Origin of the sequence: Roseateles asaccharophilus, from assembly GCF_031458115.1 — a bacterium.
Lineage (GTDB): Bacteria > Pseudomonadota > Gammaproteobacteria > Burkholderiales > Burkholderiaceae_C > Pelomonas > Pelomonas asaccharophilus_A.
On sequence record NZ_JAVDXV010000009.1, the window covers coordinates 105,021 to 124,716 of the forward strand.

At 70.5% G+C, this 19,696-nt stretch carries 19 protein-coding genes; 15 read left to right on the top strand and 4 right to left on the bottom strand.

Features of this window, described 5'->3' with window-relative positions; all coding sequences use genetic code 11:
• Window positions 1-141: 141 nt before the first annotated feature.
• Complete coding sequence (gene infA, locus J2X21_RS21405; protein WP_310332011.1) at window positions 142-390, top strand: translation initiation factor IF-1; 249 nt, start codon at window positions 142-144, stop codon at window positions 388-390.
• Window positions 391-402: 12 nt separating this feature from the next.
• On the opposite strand, the gene J2X21_RS21410 is transcribed toward infA, so the two are convergent.
• Window positions 403-1,539, bottom strand: a complete 1,137-nt coding sequence (locus tag J2X21_RS21410) for a threonine aldolase family protein (protein WP_310332013.1) — start codon at window positions 1,537-1,539, stop codon at window positions 403-405.
• A gap of 183 nt (window positions 1,540-1,722) precedes the next feature.
• On the opposite strand from J2X21_RS21410, the gene J2X21_RS21415 reads away from it, so the two are divergent.
• The 13 genes from J2X21_RS21415 (at window position 1,723) to J2X21_RS21475 (ending at window position 16,993) form a co-directional block, all read left to right on the top strand.
• Window positions 1,723-2,397 (top strand): DUF3348 family protein, encoded by a 675-nt coding sequence (locus J2X21_RS21415; protein ID WP_310332015.1) that lies wholly within the window; start codon window positions 1,723-1,725, stop codon window positions 2,395-2,397.
• Complete coding sequence (locus tag J2X21_RS21420) at window positions 2,397-5,111, top strand: coiled-coil domain-containing protein (protein WP_310332017.1); 2,715 nt, start codon at window positions 2,397-2,399, stop codon at window positions 5,109-5,111. Before J2X21_RS21415 ends, J2X21_RS21420 begins: the two co-directional genes overlap by 1 nt.
• Window positions 5,104-5,751, top strand: a complete 648-nt coding sequence (locus J2X21_RS21425; protein ID WP_310332018.1) for an OmpA family protein — start codon at window positions 5,104-5,106, stop codon at window positions 5,749-5,751. The genes J2X21_RS21420 and J2X21_RS21425 overlap by 8 nt, the downstream gene beginning before the upstream one ends.
• An 8-nt stretch (window positions 5,752-5,759) precedes the next feature.
• The gene (locus tag J2X21_RS21430) at window positions 5,760-6,281 is read left to right on the top strand and encodes a DUF2894 domain-containing protein (RefSeq protein ID WP_404667315.1); all 522 of its coding nucleotides are present in this window, start codon (window positions 5,760-5,762) and stop codon (window positions 6,279-6,281) included.
• Window positions 6,282-6,553: 272 nt separating this feature from the next.
• The gene (locus J2X21_RS21435; RefSeq protein WP_310332020.1) at window positions 6,554-7,390 is read left to right on the top strand and encodes a pectate lyase; all 837 of its coding nucleotides are present in this window, start codon (window positions 6,554-6,556) and stop codon (window positions 7,388-7,390) included.
• Window positions 7,391-7,457: 67 nt separating this feature from the next.
• Window positions 7,458-8,264: a hypothetical protein gene (locus J2X21_RS21440; RefSeq protein WP_310332021.1), complete on the top strand. Its 807-nt coding sequence runs from the start codon at window positions 7,458-7,460 to the stop codon at window positions 8,262-8,264.
• Between the two features lie 84 nt (window positions 8,265-8,348).
• A complete protein-coding gene (locus tag J2X21_RS21445) occupies window positions 8,349-8,993 on the top strand; it encodes a glutathione S-transferase family protein (RefSeq protein ID WP_310332023.1) in 645 nt (214 codons plus the stop codon).
• Window positions 8,994-9,097: 104 nt separating this feature from the next.
• Window positions 9,098-10,018: an N-acetylmuramoyl-L-alanine amidase gene (locus tag J2X21_RS21450; protein WP_310332025.1), complete on the top strand. Its 921-nt coding sequence runs from the start codon at window positions 9,098-9,100 to the stop codon at window positions 10,016-10,018.
• 9 nt (window positions 10,019-10,027) lie between these two features.
• The gene (locus tag J2X21_RS21455) at window positions 10,028-11,041 is read left to right on the top strand and encodes an ABC transporter permease (protein WP_310332027.1); all 1,014 of its coding nucleotides are present in this window, start codon (window positions 10,028-10,030) and stop codon (window positions 11,039-11,041) included.
• Entirely contained in the window at window positions 11,041-11,934 is an 894-nt protein-coding gene (locus J2X21_RS21460; protein WP_310332030.1) for an ABC transporter permease subunit, read from the top strand. Before J2X21_RS21455 ends, J2X21_RS21460 begins: the two co-directional genes overlap by 1 nt.
• Window positions 11,934-12,884 (top strand): ABC transporter ATP-binding protein, encoded by a 951-nt coding sequence (locus J2X21_RS21465; protein ID WP_310332032.1) that lies wholly within the window; start codon window positions 11,934-11,936, stop codon window positions 12,882-12,884. Before J2X21_RS21460 ends, J2X21_RS21465 begins: the two co-directional genes overlap by 1 nt.
• Window positions 12,877-13,836, top strand: coding sequence for a peptide ABC transporter ATP-binding protein (locus tag J2X21_RS21470; RefSeq protein ID WP_310332034.1), 960 nt, complete (start codon window positions 12,877-12,879; stop codon window positions 13,834-13,836). The genes J2X21_RS21465 and J2X21_RS21470 overlap by 8 nt, the downstream gene beginning before the upstream one ends.
• A 160-nt stretch (window positions 13,837-13,996) precedes the next feature.
• Window positions 13,997-16,993, top strand: a complete 2,997-nt coding sequence (locus tag J2X21_RS21475; RefSeq protein ID WP_310332036.1) for a TonB-dependent receptor — start codon at window positions 13,997-13,999, stop codon at window positions 16,991-16,993.
• 64 nt (window positions 16,994-17,057) lie between these two features.
• Here J2X21_RS21475 and J2X21_RS21480 read toward each other — a convergent pair whose 3' ends face one another.
• The 3 genes from J2X21_RS21480 to J2X21_RS21490 all read right to left on the bottom strand — a co-directional run bounded on the left by J2X21_RS21480 (window position 17,058) and on the right by J2X21_RS21490 (window position 19,249).
• Window positions 17,058-17,318 carry a glycine zipper domain-containing protein gene (locus J2X21_RS21480; protein ID WP_310332037.1) on the bottom strand — a complete coding sequence of 87 codons (261 nt, stop codon included), beginning with the start codon at window positions 17,316-17,318 and terminating at the stop codon, window positions 17,058-17,060.
• A 181-nt stretch (window positions 17,319-17,499) separates the two neighbouring features.
• Window positions 17,500-17,805, bottom strand: coding sequence for a PsiF family protein (locus tag J2X21_RS21485; protein WP_310332039.1), 306 nt, complete (start codon window positions 17,803-17,805; stop codon window positions 17,500-17,502).
• 94 nt (window positions 17,806-17,899) lie between these two features.
• The gene (locus J2X21_RS21490) at window positions 17,900-19,249 is read right to left on the bottom strand and encodes a serine/threonine-protein kinase (protein ID WP_310332040.1); all 1,350 of its coding nucleotides are present in this window, start codon (window positions 19,247-19,249) and stop codon (window positions 17,900-17,902) included.
• A gap of 40 nt (window positions 19,250-19,289) precedes the next feature.
• On the opposite strand from J2X21_RS21490, the gene J2X21_RS21495 reads away from it, so the two are divergent.
• The gene (locus tag J2X21_RS21495; protein WP_310332043.1) at window positions 19,290-19,685 is read left to right on the top strand and encodes a VOC family protein; all 396 of its coding nucleotides are present in this window, start codon (window positions 19,290-19,292) and stop codon (window positions 19,683-19,685) included.
• Window positions 19,686-19,696 lie beyond the last annotated feature (11 nt).

Sequence of the window (19,696 nt, forward strand, 5' to 3'; positions counted from 1 at the left end):
CAACTCCCGGCAAGTGTTCTTGAGTGTTTCTTCTGTCTCCACCCGGCGCTGCGCCAGTGGAGAGCTTCCCCCAGTCACCCTGCCCCAGTCGCCCAAAGCGGCGCGGGCGGTGCCTGTCTCAACTGTCCAACGGAGCGCATATTGGCCAAGGAAGAACTGATTGAAATGCACGGCGTCGTCGACGAAATCCTGCCGGACTCGCGCTTTCGCGTGACGCTGACGAACGGCCACAAGGTCATCGCCTACACCGGCGGCAAGATGCGCAAGCACCACATCCGCATCCTGGCCGGCGACAACGTGTCGCTGGAAATGTCGCCCTACGACCTGAGCAAGGGCCGCATCACGTTCCGCCACCTGGCCAACCGCGGCCCGGCTCCCGGCGCCCGCTGACCCCAGCGTCGTTCAGGCCCGCGCGGCTTGGACGGCTGCCTGCCAAGCCGCCACGGCCTGGTCATCGGTCCAGTCGTCGGCCGCGTTGCCGACCACCACCTCCACCATCGCTCCGCCCGACAGCACCTGCGAGGCCGAGGCGCGCGCGCCCAGCCAGAAGCCCTGCTGCCGCGCGACCGCCAGCAGCCCCTCGCGCAGCGCTTCGGGCGCCACGGGCAGATGCAGCTGGAAGGCGTTGACCTGCGGCACCTCCGGTGCCACCACCCACTCCGGCCCGGCCGCCACCAGCGCGACCGCCAGCGCCTGCGCGCGCGCGCGATAGACCGGCATGCGCGGCAACTGCTCGCGCAGCCCCTGCAGCGCGCTCAGCACGAAGGGGTACAGCGTGTAGACATTGCCGGCCAGCCGCGTCTGCCACGGCGCGGTGTCAGCGATGAAGTCCTCGGGCCCTGCCAGCACGCAGCCGGCCAGGCCGCCCAGCCCCTTGTAGAACGACACATAGACCGAGTCGGCCAGCGCGGCGATGTCCGCCAGCGGCCGGTCGTAGTGCGCCGCCGCCTCCCACAGCCGTGCGCCGTCGAAGTGCAGCGGCACGCCGCGTTCGCGGCACCAGGCGCTGATGGCGCGCAGTTCGCTCCATTCGGGCAGCCGGTAGCCGCCCCGGCGCAGCGGCAGCTCCACGGTGACGATGCCGGGCACGTCACCAGCGGGGGCGCAGGCATCCAGCAGCGACACATTGAGCGGCGTGTCCGGATATCCGACCCGCATGCCGCGCAGCTGCAGCAGTTGCTCGAAGGCCCCGGCCTCGTCGATGGCGATGTGGCTCTGCGGATGCAGCGCGACGACGCCGTTGCCGTAGCGCGTCGCCCAGGTCTGCAGCGCGGCCAACTGCGCGGCCACGCCCTTGTGCATGAAGCGCGCGGCCGGCTTGCCCAGCAGCGCGGCGACCCGCGCCTCCAGCGCGTGGATGGCGCGGCCCTGCCCGTAGACGTCCAGCGGCTGCGCCGCCTCGGGCAGGTCGGCCAGCGCCAGCAGCGAGTCACGCATGCTGCGCAGCGGCCGGTGGCCGCTCAGCCAGCGGGTGCAGCGGTTGCGCAGCTCCACGTCGGTGACGGCGGCGCTGGCGTGGGTATGGGCGTTGGACGGCATGGTCAGGCGTCGCGGTGCCAGACGGCGATGCACATGGGAAGGCTGAACGATGGAACCGTTCATTCTGCGCCGGCTCTTCGACGCTCTGACCGCCACCGCGAGCCGCGCACTCGGGGCACAACGATGGGCCTCACTAAAATCCCGCCCTTTTTCCTCGCGCGCCCGCGCGGGTTCCGTTCGCCCGTGACCGCTCCTCAAGCCTTTGTTGCCGACCCGCTGCCGCGCCTGCTGCTGCAGTGGGGCGTGGCGCCCGCACCCGCCGCGGCGCCGGTGGCCACGCGCGTGGGCGGCGGGCTGGGCTGGGCGGATGCGATCGGGCTGTCGCAGGTGCTGGCCAGCGCGCCGGGCAGCGCGGCCGACGACGCCGCGCGCCGCGAGGCCAGCGACTGGGCCGCCGCCGCGCTGGATCGCGTGCAGGCCGACCTGGCTGCCGGCTTCGACGACGCGCTGCTGGCACGCGATGCCGCCGAACCCGCGCCCGAGCACATCCCGCTGGCCGATCTGTTGGCGCCGTTCCGCCTGCACCATGCGCAGCAGCAGCGCGCGATGGCCGCCCGCGTCGCCACGCTGCGCGAGCGCCTGCGCCCGCGGCTCGCCGAGGCGTCGGGCGCGCTCGCGCGGCTGGCCCAGCTGGACGCCGTGCTGGAGCGCGCCACGGGCGATGCCGAACGCCACGCGCTGGCCGGCCTGCCCGCGCTGCTGACGAAACGCGCCGAGACCCACCACGCCGCCGACCCGCGCCGCTGGCGCGCCCGCTTCTGGGACGACCTGCAGCGGCTGCTGCGGGCCGAGCTGGACCTGAGACTTCAACCGGTGCTGGGGCTGATCACCGCCCTGGGCACGACCGAATCCGCCTGATGAACCGCTTCCTGAACGCTCTCTACCCCCTGGCCCTGGCCGCCGGCCTGGCCGGCATTGCCGGTGCCGCGCTGGCCGCCGCGCGCCACCACCCCGTGGCGCTGGCGATGACGCTGCTGATCGCGGCCTTCTTCGCCGTGGGCGTGTGGGAGCTGACCGCCTTCCGCCGCGCCAGCCGCGAACTGGGCGCGGCGCTGGCAGGCGACGCCAACGACGGCTGGATCAGCACCACGCCGGCCACGCTGCGCGCCGCCGTGCAGCAACGCCTGGACGGCCTGCGCGTGGCGTTGCCCGGCCTGGCGCTGGCGCCCGCGCTGGCCGGCCTGCTGGTGCTGCTGGGCATGCTGGGCACCTTCATCGGCCTGGTGCTGACCTTGAGCAGCACGGCCACGGCGCTGGGCGCTTCAGCCGACCTGGCCGCGCTGCGCACGGCGCTGGGTGCACCGGTGCAAGGCCTGGGCCTGGCGTTCAGCGCCAGCGTGGCCGGCGTGACCGGCTCGGCCATGCTGGGCCTGATGGTGGCACTGGCCCGCCGCGAGCGCGCGGCCACCGTCGCGCAGCTGGACACGGCGCTGCTGGGCCCGCTGCGCCCGCTGACGGCCGCGCATCGCCGCGACGTGGCACAGGCCGCCGCGGAAGCCGCCGCCGCCGAGACCGCTCGCAACCACCAGCTGGAGCTGGTGGATCAGCTGAAGCAGTTCGCGAAAGCGATGACCGACCGACTCACGGCCCAGAACGACAGCTTCCACGCCGAGACCAGCAAGTCCTACGAAAAACTGGCCGCCAGCGTCGACACGACGCTGCGCACCAGCCTGACGGACGCCGCCCGCCTGGCCGGCGCCGCCATCCAGCCCGCCGCCGAGGCCGCGATGGCCGGCATCGCCCGCGAGGCCGCCGCGCTGCACGAGCGCGTGGGCGCCCAGGTGGGCGAGCAGCTGACGGCGCTGAGCACGCGCTTCGAGTCTGGCGTTGCGCAGATCGCGCAGCAGCAGCAGGACGCCGCCCAGGCACAGGCGCAAGGTCTGGCCCAGCAGCGCGAGGCCGCACTTCAACTGCTGGCCGACACCGCCAGCACGACGCAGCAGGCTGTGGCCCGTCTGGGCGAACGCAGCGCCGCCGACGCGCAGGCGCTGCTGGCGGCGCTGACCGCCGCCACCGCCCGCCACCAGGCCGCCCAGGCCGAAGCCGACACCGCCCGCGCCGCCGCGCTGCAAGGCCAGGTTGATGCGTTGGCCGAGCAGCGCGCCGCCGCCCAGCAGGCGCTGGCCGATGCCGCCGACCGCTTTGCCGTGCAGACGCAGGCACTGCTGGACCGCGTCGCCGCGCAGGACGAACAGCGCCGCGCCGAAGCCCGTGCCGACGCCGACGCGCTGAGCGCACAGCGCGCTGCCAACGAGCAATTGCTGTCCACGCAACGTGAAGCCGCACAACAGCTGCTGGCCGACAGCGGCGCCCGCGCGCAGCAGGCGCTGACCGAGCTGACCACCGGCTTCGCGACGCAGACGCAGGACCTGCTGGACCGCATTGCCGACACGCAAACCCGCCACGCCGCGCTGCAGGCCGAACTGGACGCGCAGCGCCGCGCCGAGGCCCGCGCCGACGCCGACGCGCTGAGCGCGCAGCGCGCCGCCAACGAACAGCTGCTGGTGGCCCAGCGCGAAGCGGCCCAGCAGCTGCTGGCCGCCAGCGGCCAGCGCGCCCAGGACGCGCTGACGGAGCTGACCGCCGCCTTCGCCGCGCAGACGCAGGCCGCCGTCACGGCGCTGGCCGATGCGCACACGCAGCTGCAAACCGCCCATGCGGCCAACGATGCCGAGCGCCTGGCCGCCTGGCGCACCGAACTGCAGTCGGCCGGCGCCGCGCAGCTGGCGCAGCAGCAGCAGCTCACCGATGGCCTGCTGAGCCACACGCGCGATCTGGTCGCGCAGACCGAGGCGCAGGCCAAGACGACGCTCAGCGAAGCCGGTGCGCTGCTGCAGGCCGCCGGCGAGGCCCCGCGTGCGGCCGTGGAGGTCGTGGCGGCGCTGCGCGAACAGCTGGCCCAGAGCCAGGCCCAGGACCGCGCCGCGCTGGCCGAGCGCGCCGAGCTGATGCAGACCGTGTCGACGCTGCTGGCCTCGCTGCAGCAGGCCGCCGGCGAGCAGCGCGCGGCGCTGGACACGCTGCTGACCGGCGCGTCGGGCCGTGTCGATGCGTTGATCGTCGGCACGTCCTCGCAGGTGGAGGTGCTGCTGGGGGGTGCCTCGCACAAGGTGGACGAACTGCTGCAGGGCGCCTCCGCCCAGGTCGGCACGCTGCTGGGTGGCGCCGCCACGCAGGTGGAGACGCTGCTGGCCGGCACGGCCACGCAGGTCAGCACGCTGATGGACGGCTCGGCCACGCAGCTCGAATCGCTGGGCCAGCGCTTCACCGAGCAGGCCGGCGCCACGGGCCAGGCGCTGTCGGAAGCCGCGACCACCATCGCCGCCAGCGCCGCCGAGATGGGCAGCCTGGGCGAAGGCTTCGGCGCCGCGGTGGAGCAGTTCCAGGGCGCCAATGCGCAGTTGGTGCAGCACTTGGCCGCGCTGGAGGAGCGCCTGTCCGCCGCGATGAACCGCAGCGACGAGCAGCTGGGCTACTACGTGGCGCAGGCGCGCGAGGTCATCGACCTGTGCCTGGGTTCGCAGAAGCAGGTGCTGGACGCGCTGCAGAACACGGCGGCCGCGAATGGATGAGCCGCTGGAGATCGAGCAGGAAGGCGTCGGCACGCCCGCGTGGGCGGCCTTCGGCGACCTGATGGCCGGCGTGCTGGGCGCCTTCGTGCTGGTGCTGGCCGCCGCGCTGGTGGGCCAGCTGGACCTGGCCAACCAGCTGAAGGCCGAGGTGGAACAGCGCCAGGCCGAGCAGGCCCGCCGCGAGGCGCTGGAGCGCGCGCTGGCCGGCCCGCTGGCCGATGGCCGCATCACGCTGGTGGAAGGCCGCATCGGCATCAGCGGCGCGGTGTTGTTCGCGACCGGCTCCGACCAGCTGCACGCCGACGGCCGCGCGCTGATCAAGAGCCTGGCCACGCCGCTGCGCACCTACCTAGCGCAGCGCGACGAGATCCTGATGGTCAGCGGCTTCACCGATGACCGCGCGCTGGTGAAGGGCATGGCCTTCACCGACAACTGGGAGCTGTCCGCCCAGCGCGCTTTGAACGTCGCGCGCGCGCTGATGGCCGAGGGCCTGCCGCCCGACGCCGTGTTCGCGGCCGCCTTCGGGCCGCAGCAGCCGGTGGCCTCCAACGACGACGCGGCCGGCCGCGCGCTGAACCGGCGCGTGGAGATCGCGCCCACGCCGCGGCCCAAGCGCGCGCTGGCGGCCTCCGCGCCGTGACGCCAACCATGGACGATCCGGTCGCCTGGGCCCAGGCCCAACCCGCCGACGCGATGCGCGCACGCGTGCTGCTGGCGCTGGCCCAGCGCGCCGCCGCGCAGCCGCCGGGTGCGCTGCGTGACCGGCTGATCGCCAAGCTGCAGCAGCGTGCGGCCGCACCGCCCGCGCCGCTGCCCGAACGCCGCGCGGCCAGCACCCGCAGCCCGCTGGCCGCGCTGCTGGCACAGCTGCAGGCCGCCGGCCCCGAGCTGCGCCAGGTGCAGGCCCACCAGCGCACCTGGAGCCAGCTGCGTGTCGCGCGCCGCATGGCCGAGGTCAGCGCGCCGGTGCCCGAGCACCTGGGGCCGCTGAACAACCAGGTGCTGGTGACCCGTGCGCTGCAGCAGCTGCAGGCGCTGGCGCCCGACTACCTACAGCGCCTGCTGACCCAGCTCGACGCGCTGGCCGCGCTTGCGCCGCTGCAGGTGGCCGCCGAGGCCGACAAGCCGGCCCGGCCGGCCGGCCGCAAGACCGCCTCGCGCAAGCGCTGAAGCCCGGCCCGCGCGGACGTGCGCGTCCGCCCGAAGCGTCATCCAGGCTCAGGCAAACACCGATTGGAACAATGTTCCAAAACAACGAAATTGCGTTCCGTTCGGTGCAATACGCCGTTTTGGACTTCTCGACCGTCAAAGACTGACGGGCCGGAGCCGCTGTTCAACTCCCCCGCTTTGCCCTTGCCTGTTGGAGCCCCTCCAGGACTCTGTTGCGCTGACCGCAACCACGCCCGTGGCTGTGAATTCAAAGCAAAGACTGGAGACAAGGAATGAACGGACTTCTGATGGCGCGTCGCCTGTGGCGCGGTTTCCTGGCGCTGGCCCTGGTGGCCGCCGCCGGCAGCGCGGCCGCCGCACCGGGCGTGCGCACCGTGCCCGCGTGCACCAAGGTCAACGTCAGCGCCACCATCGACGTGCCCGCCGGCACCACCTGGGACGGCGTGGCCAAGTACGGCAAGTGGGTCTGTCTGGTGGGCACGGCGTCCAACATGAAGGGCACGCAGAGCGAGAGCCAGATCCCGATGTTCAAGCTGAACAACGGCTCCACGGTGAAGAACGTCGTCATCGGCGACGGCTCGCTGGGCAGCGGCACCAACCTGGCCGCCGGCGGCGCCGACGGCGTGCACTGCTACGGCGTCTGCAACATCACCAACGTCTACTGGGCCGATGTGGGCGAAGACGGCGCCACCGTGAAGAAGCTCAGTGGCGTGACCAGCAAGCTGACCATCAGCGGCGGCGCGGCCTTCAAGGCGGCCGACAAGCTGTTCCAGCACAACAGCGACGGCACGCTGGTCATCACCGACTTCTACGCCGACAACATCGGCAAGCTGGTGCGCTCCTGCGGCAATTGCTCCACGCAGTACGCCCGCAAGGTGACCGTGACCGGCGTGCGCCTGGGCACCGTCAACTCGTCCGGCATCGGGGTGAACAGCAGCTACGACAGCAAGTCGGGCATCGCCGGCAAGTACGACGTGGCCACCATCACCGACCTGGCCTACAGCGGCTCCAAGGCCAAGTGCGAGGGCTATGTGGGCACTGGCTCCGGCAGCGAGCCGGTGAAGGACAGCAACGCCAGCAACGTCGCGCGCGCCTGCGTGCTCAAGTGATGACGCTGCGGCCCGCCTTGTGGTGAACGCGGCGACTGCGCCAAGGCATTGATGCAACGAGGCTTCGATGAGTAGCAAGCGGTCGACTGGTGGATCAAGGCTTGCCTGGCTGCTGGCAGCGGCCGGCCTGGGGGCATGGATCCTGGGCCGGCCGCCCGCCGAGCCGCCGCCGGCTTCCGTCGCCGCGGCGGCGCCCAGCCCCGTGCTGAAGATGATGGGGCTGGCAGCGCCCATCGCCGGCCTGCCCGAGGAGGTCGCCGATGCCACGGCGCCCGACGAGCCACGGCCGGACTGGATGGACTTGCGCGACTACCCGCTGGCCGTGCTGGCGCTGCAACGGGCGCCGCTCGATGCCGAAACCCGGCAACAGCGGCTGCAGACCTTGCTGGCCCGCTGGGCCGAAGCCGCGCCCGAGCAGGCCGCACGCTGGGCGCGGGACACGCCCGGCCAGGCAGCGCTGCTGGCGCCGCTGCACGACCGCTGGCTGCAGCACGACGCCCGCTCGGCCACCGTGTTCGCCCGCAGCCTGCCGGCCGGGCCGCAGCGCCAGGCGCTGCTGGACGAAAGCCTGTCGCGCTGGACGGCCCAGGACGGCCCCGCCGCGCGCGACTGGCTGCGCTCCTATGCGCCGCTGGCCGAGCTGGACACGGCCATCGCCCACCACGCCAGCGCCGATGAGCTGGCCCGCCATGCACCGCACGAGGCGATGGACCTGGTCACGCGCATCGCCGACCCCGAGCGCCGCTGGCGGGCCTGGCAGGCGCTGGCCCGCAACCTGCACGACATCGACCCGGACCGTGCGGCGGTCTTGCTGTCGCAGGCGCCGGGTCTGTGGCCGGCTGAGCGTGAGCGGCTGTTCGACGAGTTGCGCTGACGCCCGGCGCCACCGCCGGCTCTGCTGACACTAGCTGTCAGCCCGGCGGCACACGATGGCGTACCGCCGCGAGCCCCGACCACCATGCCGCCCATCCTGCACTTCTCCCGCAACCCCAACCCGCGCCTGGCCGTCGCGGTGGGTCGACATCTTGCCGCGCCAGTGACGTATGCGTTCGCCGCGCCGCTGGCGCCGGGGCAGGCCGAGAAGTTCCGCCCCCTGAACCCATCGCTGCGCGTGCCCATCCTTGAGGAAGGCGGCGCGGGATTGTTCGAGGCCGATGCCATCGCCTGCCGGCTGTCGCAGATGGTGGGTTCGGAGTTCTGGCGCACGGGCGCGGAGCTGCCGGACATGATCCGTTGGGTCAGCTGGGCGCGCAGCAACTTCGCGCACGCCTGCGACGTGGTGCATTTCGAGCGCGGCACCAAGCAGCGCTACCGGCTGGGCGCGCTGGACGAGGCGCTGCTGGCCAGCGGCCTGGCTCAGTTCCGGCACAGCGCCGCCATCCTGGACGCTCATCTGGCCAAGCAGGACTGGATGCTGGCCAGCGGCCTCAGCTATGCCGACTTCCGCATGGCCACCTTCCTGCCCTACAACGACGTGGCCCGGCTGCCGCTGGCCGACTTCCCGGCCGTCGCGGCCTGGAACGAGCGCTTGCTGGCGCTACCGGCCTGGGCAGACCCGTTCGACGGACTGGACGCGCCGGCACTGCCGCCCATCCCGGGCTGACGACACTAGCCATCACCTGCACTCATACCCTCATGGACGTCCCGCATGGCCCTTGCGGGACGGCCCGGGGCCGGGCGGGCGGTGTGCGCTGCAACAATCCGGCCATGACCGTCTCCGTCCGCGTCCTCGCCGCCTCGCTCGTCCTGCTGCTCAGCGCCTGCGCCGCACCCACGCCGCCGGGCCAGCCGGTGCAGGCCACCACGCCGCCGCCACCGCTACGCACGTCGGCGGGCGACATCCGCGCGCCGCAAATCGACCGCAGCCACACGTCGCAGAACCAGGACAGCCGCAGCCTGTTCATCGTGCTGCACTACACGGTACTGGACTGGGAGAAGTCGCTGCGCGTGCTGACCACCGGCGGCCAGGTGTCCAGCCACTACCTGGTGCGCGACAACCCGGCCATCAGCTATGCGCTGGTCGACGAGAACCGCCGCAGCTGGCACGCCGGCGCCAGCTTCTGGGCCGGGCACACCAACCTGAATTCCTCGTCCATCGGCATAGAGATCGTCAACGCCGGCTATGTGGATGGCCCGGGCGGGCGCGTCTACGCGCCCTTCCCGCAGGCCCAGGTCGACGAGGTCATCGCGCTGGTGCGCGACATCCAGAAGCGCCACAACGTGCGGCCCGAACGCATCATCGGCCACGCCGACATCGCGCCCGGCCGCAAGCAGGACCCCGGCCCCAACTTCCCGTGGAAGCAGCTGGCCGACGCGGGCCTGATCCCCTGGCCGGACGGCCCGGCCGTGCTGGTGAAGACGCTGGAGCACGAGGTCGCGCCGCGCGACGTGGCCTGGCTGCAGGAGCGGCTGACGCGCATCGGCTACAACGTGTCGCGCTCGGGCCAGATGGACACGTTGACCCAGTCGGTCGTGTCCACCTTCCAGATGAAGTACCGCCCGCGCGACATCTCCGGCACGGTGGACGCCGAGACCGCCGCGCTGATCGAGGTGGCCTCCACACCGGCCACGATGCGCGTGGCCGGCGCGGGTGACACCGAGACGCGGCCCTACACGTCGCGCTGGTAAGTTCGCCCCGTGTTCGCCTTCCTGCTCAAACGCCTGGCCACGCTGGTGCCGACGCTGATCGGCATCACGCTGGTCGCGTTCGGCCTGATCCGCCTGGTGCCCGGCGACCCCATCGAGGTCATGATGGGCGAGCGCCAGCTGGACCCCGAGACGCACGCCGCGCTGGTCAAGCGCATGGGTCTGGACCAGCCGCTGCCGGTGCAGTACGCGGACTACGTCGGCAAGCTGTTGAAGGGCGACCTGGGCGAGAGCCTGGTCAGCCGCGAACCGGTCAGCCGGGAGTTCGTTGCGCTGTTCCCGGCCACCGTGGAGCTGGCTTTCGCCGCGCTGCTGTTCGCCGTGGGCTTGGGCTTGCTGCTGGGTGTCAGCGCGGGGTTGAAGCGCGGTTCGCTGCTGGACCAGGGCGTCATGGGCACGGCCACCATCGGCTATTCCATGCCGGTGTTCTGGTGGGGGCTGATCCTCATCATGTTCTTCTCGGTGCAGCTGGGCTGGACGCCGGTGTCGGGCCGCATCGGCATCGAGTACGACCCGCCGCGCGTGACCGGCTTCATGCTGATCGACGCGTGGCTGTCGGACGAGGAAGGCGCGTTCAAGTCGGCCGTCATGCACCTGATCCTGCCGGCGCTGGTGCTGGGCACCAGCACGCTGGCGGTGGTGGCGCGCATGACGCGCTCCAGCATGCTGGAGGTGCTGCGCGAGGACTATGTGCGCACCGCGCGCGCCAAGGGCCTGTCGCCGACGCGCGTGGTCGTCGTGCATGCGCTGCGCAACGCGCTGATTCCGGTGCTGACGGTGGTGGGCCTGCAGACCGGCAGCCTGCTGGCCGGCGCGGTGCTGACCGAAACCATCTTCTCGTGGCCCGGCATCGGCAAGTGGCTGATCGACTCCATCGCGCGGCGCGACTATCCCGTCGTGCAGGCCGGCATCCTGATCTCGGCCCTGACCTTCATCGTCGTGAACCTGGTGGTGGATGTGCTGTACGGCGTCGTGAACCCGCGCATCCGCGGAGGTGGCCACTGATGAGTGCCGTGCTGATCGAGAAACAGCCCCCAGGCCCTGCGAAGGAGTTCTGGATCGGTTTCGTCGCCAACCGCGGCGCCTTCATCGCGCTGATCGTGTTCGCCGTCATCGCGCTGGCGTCGCTGCTCGCGCCGCTGATCGCGCCGCACGACCCCATCGAGCAGTACCGCGACCACATGCTGACGCCGCCCGTCTGGGCCGATGGCGGCAGCGCACGCTTCCTGCTGGGCACCGATGAGCTGGGCCGCGACATGCTGAGCCGGCTGCTGCACGGTGGCCGCACATCGCTGGGCATCGGCCTGGCGGCCGTGACGATGTCGCTGCTGCCCGGCGTGCTGCTGGGCCTGCTGGCGGCGTTCTTCCAGCGCTGGCTGTCGCCGGCCATCATGCGCGTGATGGACATCGTGCTGGCGCTGCCGGCGCTGCTGCTGGCCATCTGCGTCATCACCATCCTGGGCCCGGGCCTGGTCAACACGGTCATCGCCATCGCCATCGGCGCACTGCCGGGCTATGTGCGGCTGACGCGCGCCGCCGCGCTGGCCGAGATCGGCCGCGACTACGTGACCGCCAGCCGCGTGGCAGGTGCCGGCGTGTGGCGGCTGATGTTCATCACCGTGCTGCCCAACTGCATGGCGCCGCTGATCGTCAACGCAACGCTGAGCTTCTCGTCAGCGATTCTCGAAACCGCCGGCCTGGGTTTCCTGGGCCTTGGCGTTCAGGCACCCACGCCCGAGTGGGGCACGATGCTGTCGGCCGCGCGCGACTACATCACGCGCGCGCCGTGGGTCGTCACGCTGCCGGGCCTGACCATCCTCGTGTCGGTGCTGGCCATCAATCTGATGGGCGACGGACTGCGCGACGCGCTGGACCCCAAGCTGAAGAAAGTCTCCTGATGCCTTTGTTGAACATCAGGAACCTGCGCGTCCGGTTCGGCAACTTCCCCGCCGTCGACGGCGTGGATCTGACGCTGGAAGCCGGCGAGTTGCTGGGCATCGTCGGCGAGTCCGGCTCCGGCAAATCGGTGGGCATGCTGGCCGTGATGGGTCTGATCGACGCCCCCGGCGTGGTGACCGCCGACGCGCTGGAGTTCAACGGCCGCGACCTGTTGAAGCTGTCGCCGCGCGAGAAGCGCGAACTCATCGGCCGCGACGTGGCCATGGTGTTCCAGGATGCGCTGACCAGCCTGAACCCGAGCTACACGGTGGGCGCCCAGATCGCCGAAGTGCTGAAGGCCCACCTGGGCCTGCGTGGATCGGCCGCAAAGAAGCGTGTCATCGAACTGCTGGAGCAGGTCGAGATCCCCGACGCGGCCAACCGCGCCAACGCCTACCCGCACCAGCTGTCCGGCGGCATGAACCAGCGCGTGATGATCGCGATGGCCATTGCCTGCGGCCCCAAGTTGCTGATCGCCGACGAGCCCACGACGGCGCTGGACGTGACCATCCAGGCCCAGATCATGGCGCTGCTGCTGAAACTGCAGCGCGAGCAGGGCATGGGCCTCATCATGATCACGCACGACCTCGCCATCGTGGCCGAGATGGCCCAGCGCGTGGCGGTCATGTACGCCGGCCAGGTCGTCGAGACCGGTCCCGTGCCCGACCTGTTCGACGCGCCGCGCCACCCATACACGAACGCGCTGCTGGCCGCGATTCCCGAACACAACAAGGGCGCGACACGGCTGTCGGCGCTGCCCGGCATCGTGCCCGGCGCGCTGGACCGGCCGGCGGGCTGCCTGCTGTCGCCGCGCTGCCCGCGCGTGCAGCCCAGGTGCGTGGCCGAACGGCCGGCACTGGAGAACGGCGTGCGCTGCTTCTTCCCCGTCGAGGAGGCGGCCCATGTCTGAACTCCTCTTGGAAGCGACCGACCTCGCCCGCCACTACAGCGTCAGCCGTGGCCTGTTCAAGCCCAAGGCGACCGTGAAGGCGCTGAACGGCGTCAGCTTCACGCTGGCACCGAAGAAGACACTGGCCGTCGTCGGCGAATCCGGCTGCGGCAAGAGCACGCTCGCGCGGCAGCTGACGCTGATCGAGCCGCCCACGCGCGGCGCACTCAAGATACGCGGCACCGACGCCGCGCATGCCGACGCCGCCACGCTGAAGACGCTGCGCCGCGACGTGCAGATGGTGTTCCAGAACCCGTTCGCGTCGCTGAACCCGCGCAAGACCATCGCGACGACGCTGGCCGAGCCGCTGCTGATCAACACGCCGCTGTCGGCCGCCGAGCGCCAGGAGCGCGTCGAGACGCTGGCGGCCAAGGTGGGCTTGCGCCACGAGCACCTGCGCCGCTACCCGCACATGTTCTCGGGCGGCCAGCGCCAGCGCATCGCGATCGCGCGGGCCATGATCCTGAACCCCGGCATCGTGGTCGCCGACGAGCCGGTCAGCGCGCTGGACGTGTCCATCCAGGCCCAGATCCTGAACCTGTTCATGGACCTGCAGGACGAGTTCGGCACGAGCTATGTGTTCATCTCCCATAACCTCAGCGTCGTGGAGCATGTGGCCGATGAGGTCATGGTGATGTACCTGGGCGCGGCCGTGGAAGTGGGCGCCAAGACCACGCTGTTCGCGCAGCCGCTGCACCCCTACACGCGCGCGCTGATGAGCGCCACGCCGGCACTGCGCGCGGCCGACCGGCGCGAGCGCATCGTCATCCGCGGCGAGCTGCCCAGCCCGCTGAACCCTCCCACGGGCTGCAGCTTCCACAAGCGCTGCCCGCTGGCGGTGCCCCGCTGCAGCGAAGAGGTGCCGCTGCTGCGCGAAATCGACGGCCGCCGGGTCGCCTGCCACGTCGTTTGAGCGCCGGCTGCGTGGCGGGCATAACCGCCATGCATGGCCCGGGGCCATACCGTGATGCGCCAAGTGTTGCTGCGGTGCCGACTTCGCGCGCTTGACCTCTGACATGCCGTGACTTGGGTCGCAAGAATCTTTGCATTCGGCAACGCGAGGAAAAACGACCATGAAGTTCCAGCCCACTCCCATCGCCTGCGGCCTGGCCGGCCTGCTGCTCAGCCTGCAAGGCGCCGCCCTGGCCCAGCAAGCCACCGAGACCCAGGCGGAAAAGGACGCCAAGGCCAAGCAGCAACTGGAAGCCGTGGTCATCACCGGCATCCGCGCGTCGCTGGAAAGCTCGCTGGATGCCAAGCGCAACGCGTCGGGCAACGTCGATGTCATCAGCGCGCTGGAAGTGGGCAAGATGCCCGACAAGAACCTGGCCGACTCGCTGCAGCGCGTCGTCGGCGTGGCCGTTCGCACGGACTACGACGAGGCCGAGAAGGTCTCCATGCGCGGCACCAACCCGGACATGTCGCTGATCCTGTTCAACGGCCACACCGTCTCGGGCGGCGACTGGTATCTGTCCGACCAGGCTTCCAGCAGCCGCTCCACCAGCCTGTCGCTGATGCCGTCATCGGTTCTGAACCGAGCCACTGTCCACAAGACGTCCCGCGCCGACATCGTCGACGGCGGCCTGGCCGGCACCATCAACGTGACGACCCGCCGGCCGCTCGACGCGCCCAAGGGCTTCAGCGGCTCGGTGCGCGCCGGCGCGGTCTATGCCGACCTGCCGGGCAAGAGCAGCCCACAGCTCAACGCCAACCTGAACTGGAAGAACGAGGACAGCACACTGGCCTTCATCGGCCAGGTGTTCGCCGAGAAGCGCTATCTGCGCCGCGACACCGCGTCGCGCTTCGCCTACGGCGCCAACTCCGGCTGGGACCAGATCAACACCGCCACGATGCTGGGCATCACCGACGCGTCGCTGGCCGGCACCGGCCTGAAGGCATCGGACCTGAACGGCGTGCGCCTGCCGGGTTCCATGTCCACCGAGTTCGTCGAAGGCGTGCGTGACCGCAAGGGCGGCATGTTCTCCGGCCAGCTCAAGCCCACGGCCAGCACCGAGGTCGGCGTGACCGGCTTCTATTCCAAGATGGAAGCCTCCAACTTCGGCCGCGCGACCATGGGCGCGATCTACCAGATGCTGGCCGGCCAGGCCGGCCCGCTGGGCGGCACCACGGCCACCAATGTGGGCGGCCAGCGCGTCTACGCGTCGATCAAGAACCCGGTCATTGCCGAGGAAACGACCGTCTACGGCCACAAGCTGCGCGTGCTGAAGTCCGCCGAGATCTCCTACGCCAACGGCCTGCCGGCCCAGTACGTGGGCGACTCGGAAGGCTTCTACCGCAGCGGCGCCTATGCCAGCTCGGGCTTCCTGGACCTGAACGGCAAGTGGGTCGTCAGCGACCGCCTGACGCTGAAAGGCCTGCTGAGCACGACCAAGGGCATAGGCCACACCGACATGGACCGCGGCCTGACCTTCTCGCGCTACGGCCAAGGCATCAAGTACGCCTTCACCGATCTCGAGAAGGCGCCTGACTTCAGCTGGATCAACGCCGGCAGCGGCACCGCGCCGCTGGCCAGCACCGCACCTGCGGGCACGCCTGGCTACCGTTTGACTGGCCGCAGCGGCATGAACCGCTATCACACCATCGACAGCGAGAAGAGCTTCGCCATCGACGGTGAGTACACGCAGGACAGCGGCATCTTCAGCTCGCTGGCCTTCGGCTTCCGCAATGCCGACCATCGTCGCCAGTACGGCCTGTCCACGGTAGCCGCCAAGACCAACGTCATCACCCCGATCGACCCCGCCCAGGCCGTGCCCTACCCGGGCGACTTCGGCCAGTACCTCGGCGGCAACATCGACAACTCCGGCTTCTATTTCTCGCGCGAGTTCCTGACCCAGTACTTCGACACCAACCTGGCCAAGCAGACCAACTCGCAATGGGAGCGGCGCATCGCCAACTCCATCGACCTGCGCGAGATCCAGAGCGCGGCCTACCTGATGCAGAACCTGGACGCGGGGCGGCTGACGGGCGACGTTGGCGTGCGGCTGGTGCGCACGGCGGTCACGTCGCGCACCCCAGTGCCCATCCCGGCCGGTCAGTGCCTGCGCATCGAGCCGGGCAAGCCCCTCGTTCCCTGCGCGGCCTATCCGGACGCCATCATCGACGTCAGCGAAGGCCAGCCCTACTACGACGGCGTGGCCTTCAACGGCGCTACCGGCACCATCTACCGCAAGGAGACCACCAAGCGGGTCTTCGACGACATCCTGCCCAGCCTGAACCTGCGCTACAACTTCGGCAACGACATCATCGGCCGCCTGGGCCTGTCCAAGACCATCGGTCGCCAGAACTACAACCTCTACGGCGCCACCTACTCCGGCCAGACCTGCACCTCGCAGGGCTGCACGGTCACAGGCCCCAACCCCAACCTGAAGCCGCTGAGCGCACGCAACCTGGACATCTCGCTGGCCTGGTACTACGCCAAGCGCTCCATGCTGGCGCTGAACCTCTTCAGCTCGCTGATCGACGGCTACGCCAAGACCGGTGGCACCTCGTCGGGCCAGACGGTGGAGCTGTACGACGGCTCGACCAACACCTATCGCACGTACATGATCAACAGCTCCACGCAGCAGAAGGCCCGCATCCGCGGCGCCGAGCTGGCCTGGGAGCAGCCGCTGTGGTGGGGCTTCGGCTTCCAGTCCAACGCCAGCTACGCCGAAACCCGCGTGGAAGACGGCCGCCCGATGAACGGCGCCTCCAAGCTCGCCGGCAACCTGGGCGTGTACTGGGAGAACGACGTGTTCAGCGCCCGCCTCGTCTACAACTACCGCGGCGACTATGTGTCGAGCACGACGGCGCCCGGCCCCACGGCCAACAGCCAGGGCATGTCCACCATCGGCGGCGTGCTGATGCCCAGCGCCCCCACCATCGCCGCGCCGGTGTCCAGCGTGGCCTTCTCGGCCAACTACGACATCACACCACAGCTGCAGCTCGCCTTCAGCGCCACCAACCTGACCAACCCGGTGCGCGCGACCTACCGCTACAGCGAAGCCGAGCAGCAGAAGGTGGACGCCAGCGGCCGCCAGTACTACCTGGAAGCACGCTACAAGTTCTGAGCGCCCTCGCCATGAGAAAGGGCCGGCATCCGCCGGCCCTTTTGCTTTTCAGGCAAGAAGCCGCTTAGCGGTTGCGCTTCTTCGCGACTTCGTTGCCGACGACACCGCCGGCTGCAGCGCCGATGGCCGCGCCGGCGGTCGTGCCGGTCACGGCACCGCCGACGATGGCGCCAGCGGTTGCGCCGACGACGGTGCTGGTTTCACGCGACGACATGCCGGCGCAGGCGGTCAACGCCAGCGTGGCGGCAGCGGCCAGGGAGACGACCGTCACGCGCCAGTAGGCGCCGGTCGCGGGGGTGTTCTCGGTGTGCAGTTCGGTGTTCATGATCGGGTCCTTTCCGGGTGATGCTCGGGGGATGCCGTGCATGTCTCCACTTTCGTCGCCGGCCGCACCGCGCGGGGCCAGCGGGCGGGCCGACGCGGCGTCGGACGCTGCCTACCGGAAATGAAAGAGCCACCCGACAGGGTGGCTCCGGCGTCCGACGACTGGCGTCGGAACGATGCGATCAGGCCTTGGGTGCGCTCGCGGCGTCGGCCGTGCACTTCTTGATGTGCGCCTTGGCCGCCGCGCCATGCAGCTTCTTGTCGGCGGCCGACTTCTCGCAGGCGGCGTTGCCGGCCGCCGGGGCAGCGGCGGCGCCCTTGGCGGACAGGCACTCCTTCATGAAGGCCTTGCGCTCGTCGCCCTTCTTGTCGCCGGCGTCCTTGTTGCAGGTGGCCATCTTGGACTGCTGCGCCGTGGGCGCCTTGTCGGCGGCCTGGGCAGCCAGCGCGGCACAGCCGAGGACGATGGCGAGAGAGATGCGTTTCATCGGGGAACTCCTTCCTCTGGAGGATGATGGGCCGATTGATTCAAGCATGACCGCGTGACGCTGCCAAGCGAGGCAATGCCCGCCGTCAGCCAAATCACAGGATGCGTCGCGGGTGCGCCAAGGCCTCGTGCGCCGCGTGCAGCCGTCGCACCAGCACGCGGATGAAGCCGCGGTCGAAGCGGTGCTGGCACTCGGGGCTCAGCTGGCCCAGCGACTCGGGCGTGAAGCACAGCGTCGTGCACTCCTGGCTGACCTTGATGTCGGTGCTGTGGCGGCGCAGGTCGGGGTTGGGCGCCAGATAGGCCATCTCGCCCACCGACGTGCCCTGCCCCAGCGTGGCCACCAGCCGGCCCTCGCGGAACACCTCCACCTCGCCCTGCGCAATGATGTGGAAGCTGTTGCCCTCCTGGCCGCGCTTGAACAAGGCGTGGCCCAGCGGGTAGCGCTTCCAGCGCGCGCGCCGCACCACCTCCCACAGCTGCACGTCGCCGAACTCGGCGAAGAACTCCAGCGCGCGCAGCATGTTGAAGCGCTCCGAATCACGCACCTCGCCGAGCCGGTTCATCGGCACCTGCTGGCCGGCCACCAGCGCCGACAAGGCCTGGGCGAAGCTGTCCCAGTCGGCGAAGCGCTCCTGCGGATGCTTGGCCAGCGCGCGCAGCACCACGGCGTCCAATGCCTCGGTGACGCCCTGGCGCTGGCCCGTCAGCGGCGTCGGCGCCTGGTGGTAGATTTGGTGCATCAGCGCCATCTGGTGCTGGGCCTCGAACGGCGGGCGGCCGGCGATGAGGTTGTAGACCACGGCGCCCAGCGCGTAGATGTCGGCGCGGCAATCCACGTCGCCACCGTCGATTTGCTCGGGCGGCATGTAGGCCAGCGAACCCACACGGTGGATCTGCGTGGCGTCGGCATTCAGGTTCAGCGCCGAGCCGAAGTCGCTGACCTTCACATCCACCACCTGGCCTGCACCATCCAGCACGGCCAGCAGGTTGGCCGGCTTCACGTCGCGGTGGATCAGCCCCTGGCGGAACACATAGCCCAGCGCCATCGCGCATTTGAAGGCCAGTTCGACGATCTGCTCCAGCGGCAGCAGCCGGTCGTTGCGGCAGAAGTGCTTCAGCGTCACGCCCGGCACGTATTCCATGACCAGATAGGGCGAGGCGTCCTCGGACACCGCGTCCAGGATGGCCACGACGTTGGGGTGGTGCAGCCGCCCGGCCAGCGCGGCCTCGGCGCTGAAGAAGCGGTTGCTGAAATCGCTGGACGGCGCATCGGCCGGCGGCGCCCAGGCGCGCATGCGCTTGATGGCCACCTCGCGCCCATCGCCCTGATCCTGGAATGGATCGCGCGCCAGGAACACATCGCTGGTGGCGCCCTCGCCCAGGCGCTTGAGCACCTGGTAGCGGCCGATGTGGGTGGGCAGGTCGTCTGCGGGGGCGGTCACGCGGGGCATGATACGGGCCGCTTCCGTGGAGACCTGTCCCTTGTTCTCACACATCTACATCGGCACGCGTGACTTTGATCGCGCCCTCGCCTTCTACCGGCCGCTGCTGGCCTTGCTGGGCGTCGCCGAGCGTTTCTGCGAGCCGCAGCGCCCCTGGGCCGGCTGGCAGAGCAGCCCCGAACCGCGCCCGCTGCTGCTGCTGGGAATACCGTTCGAAGGCCAGCACGAGCCCGGCAACGGCCAGATGGTGGCGCTGCTGGCGGCCAGCCGCGCGCAGGTGGACGAAGCCCACCGCCTGGCCCTGAGCCTGGGCGGCCGCTGCGAGGGGCCGCCGGGCCTGCGCCCCGAGTACCACGCAAACTATTACGGCGCGTATTTCCGCGACACGGAGGGCAACAAGCTCTGCGTCGCCTGTCACGAAGCGACGGCCGGCTGAGTCGGCGCGCC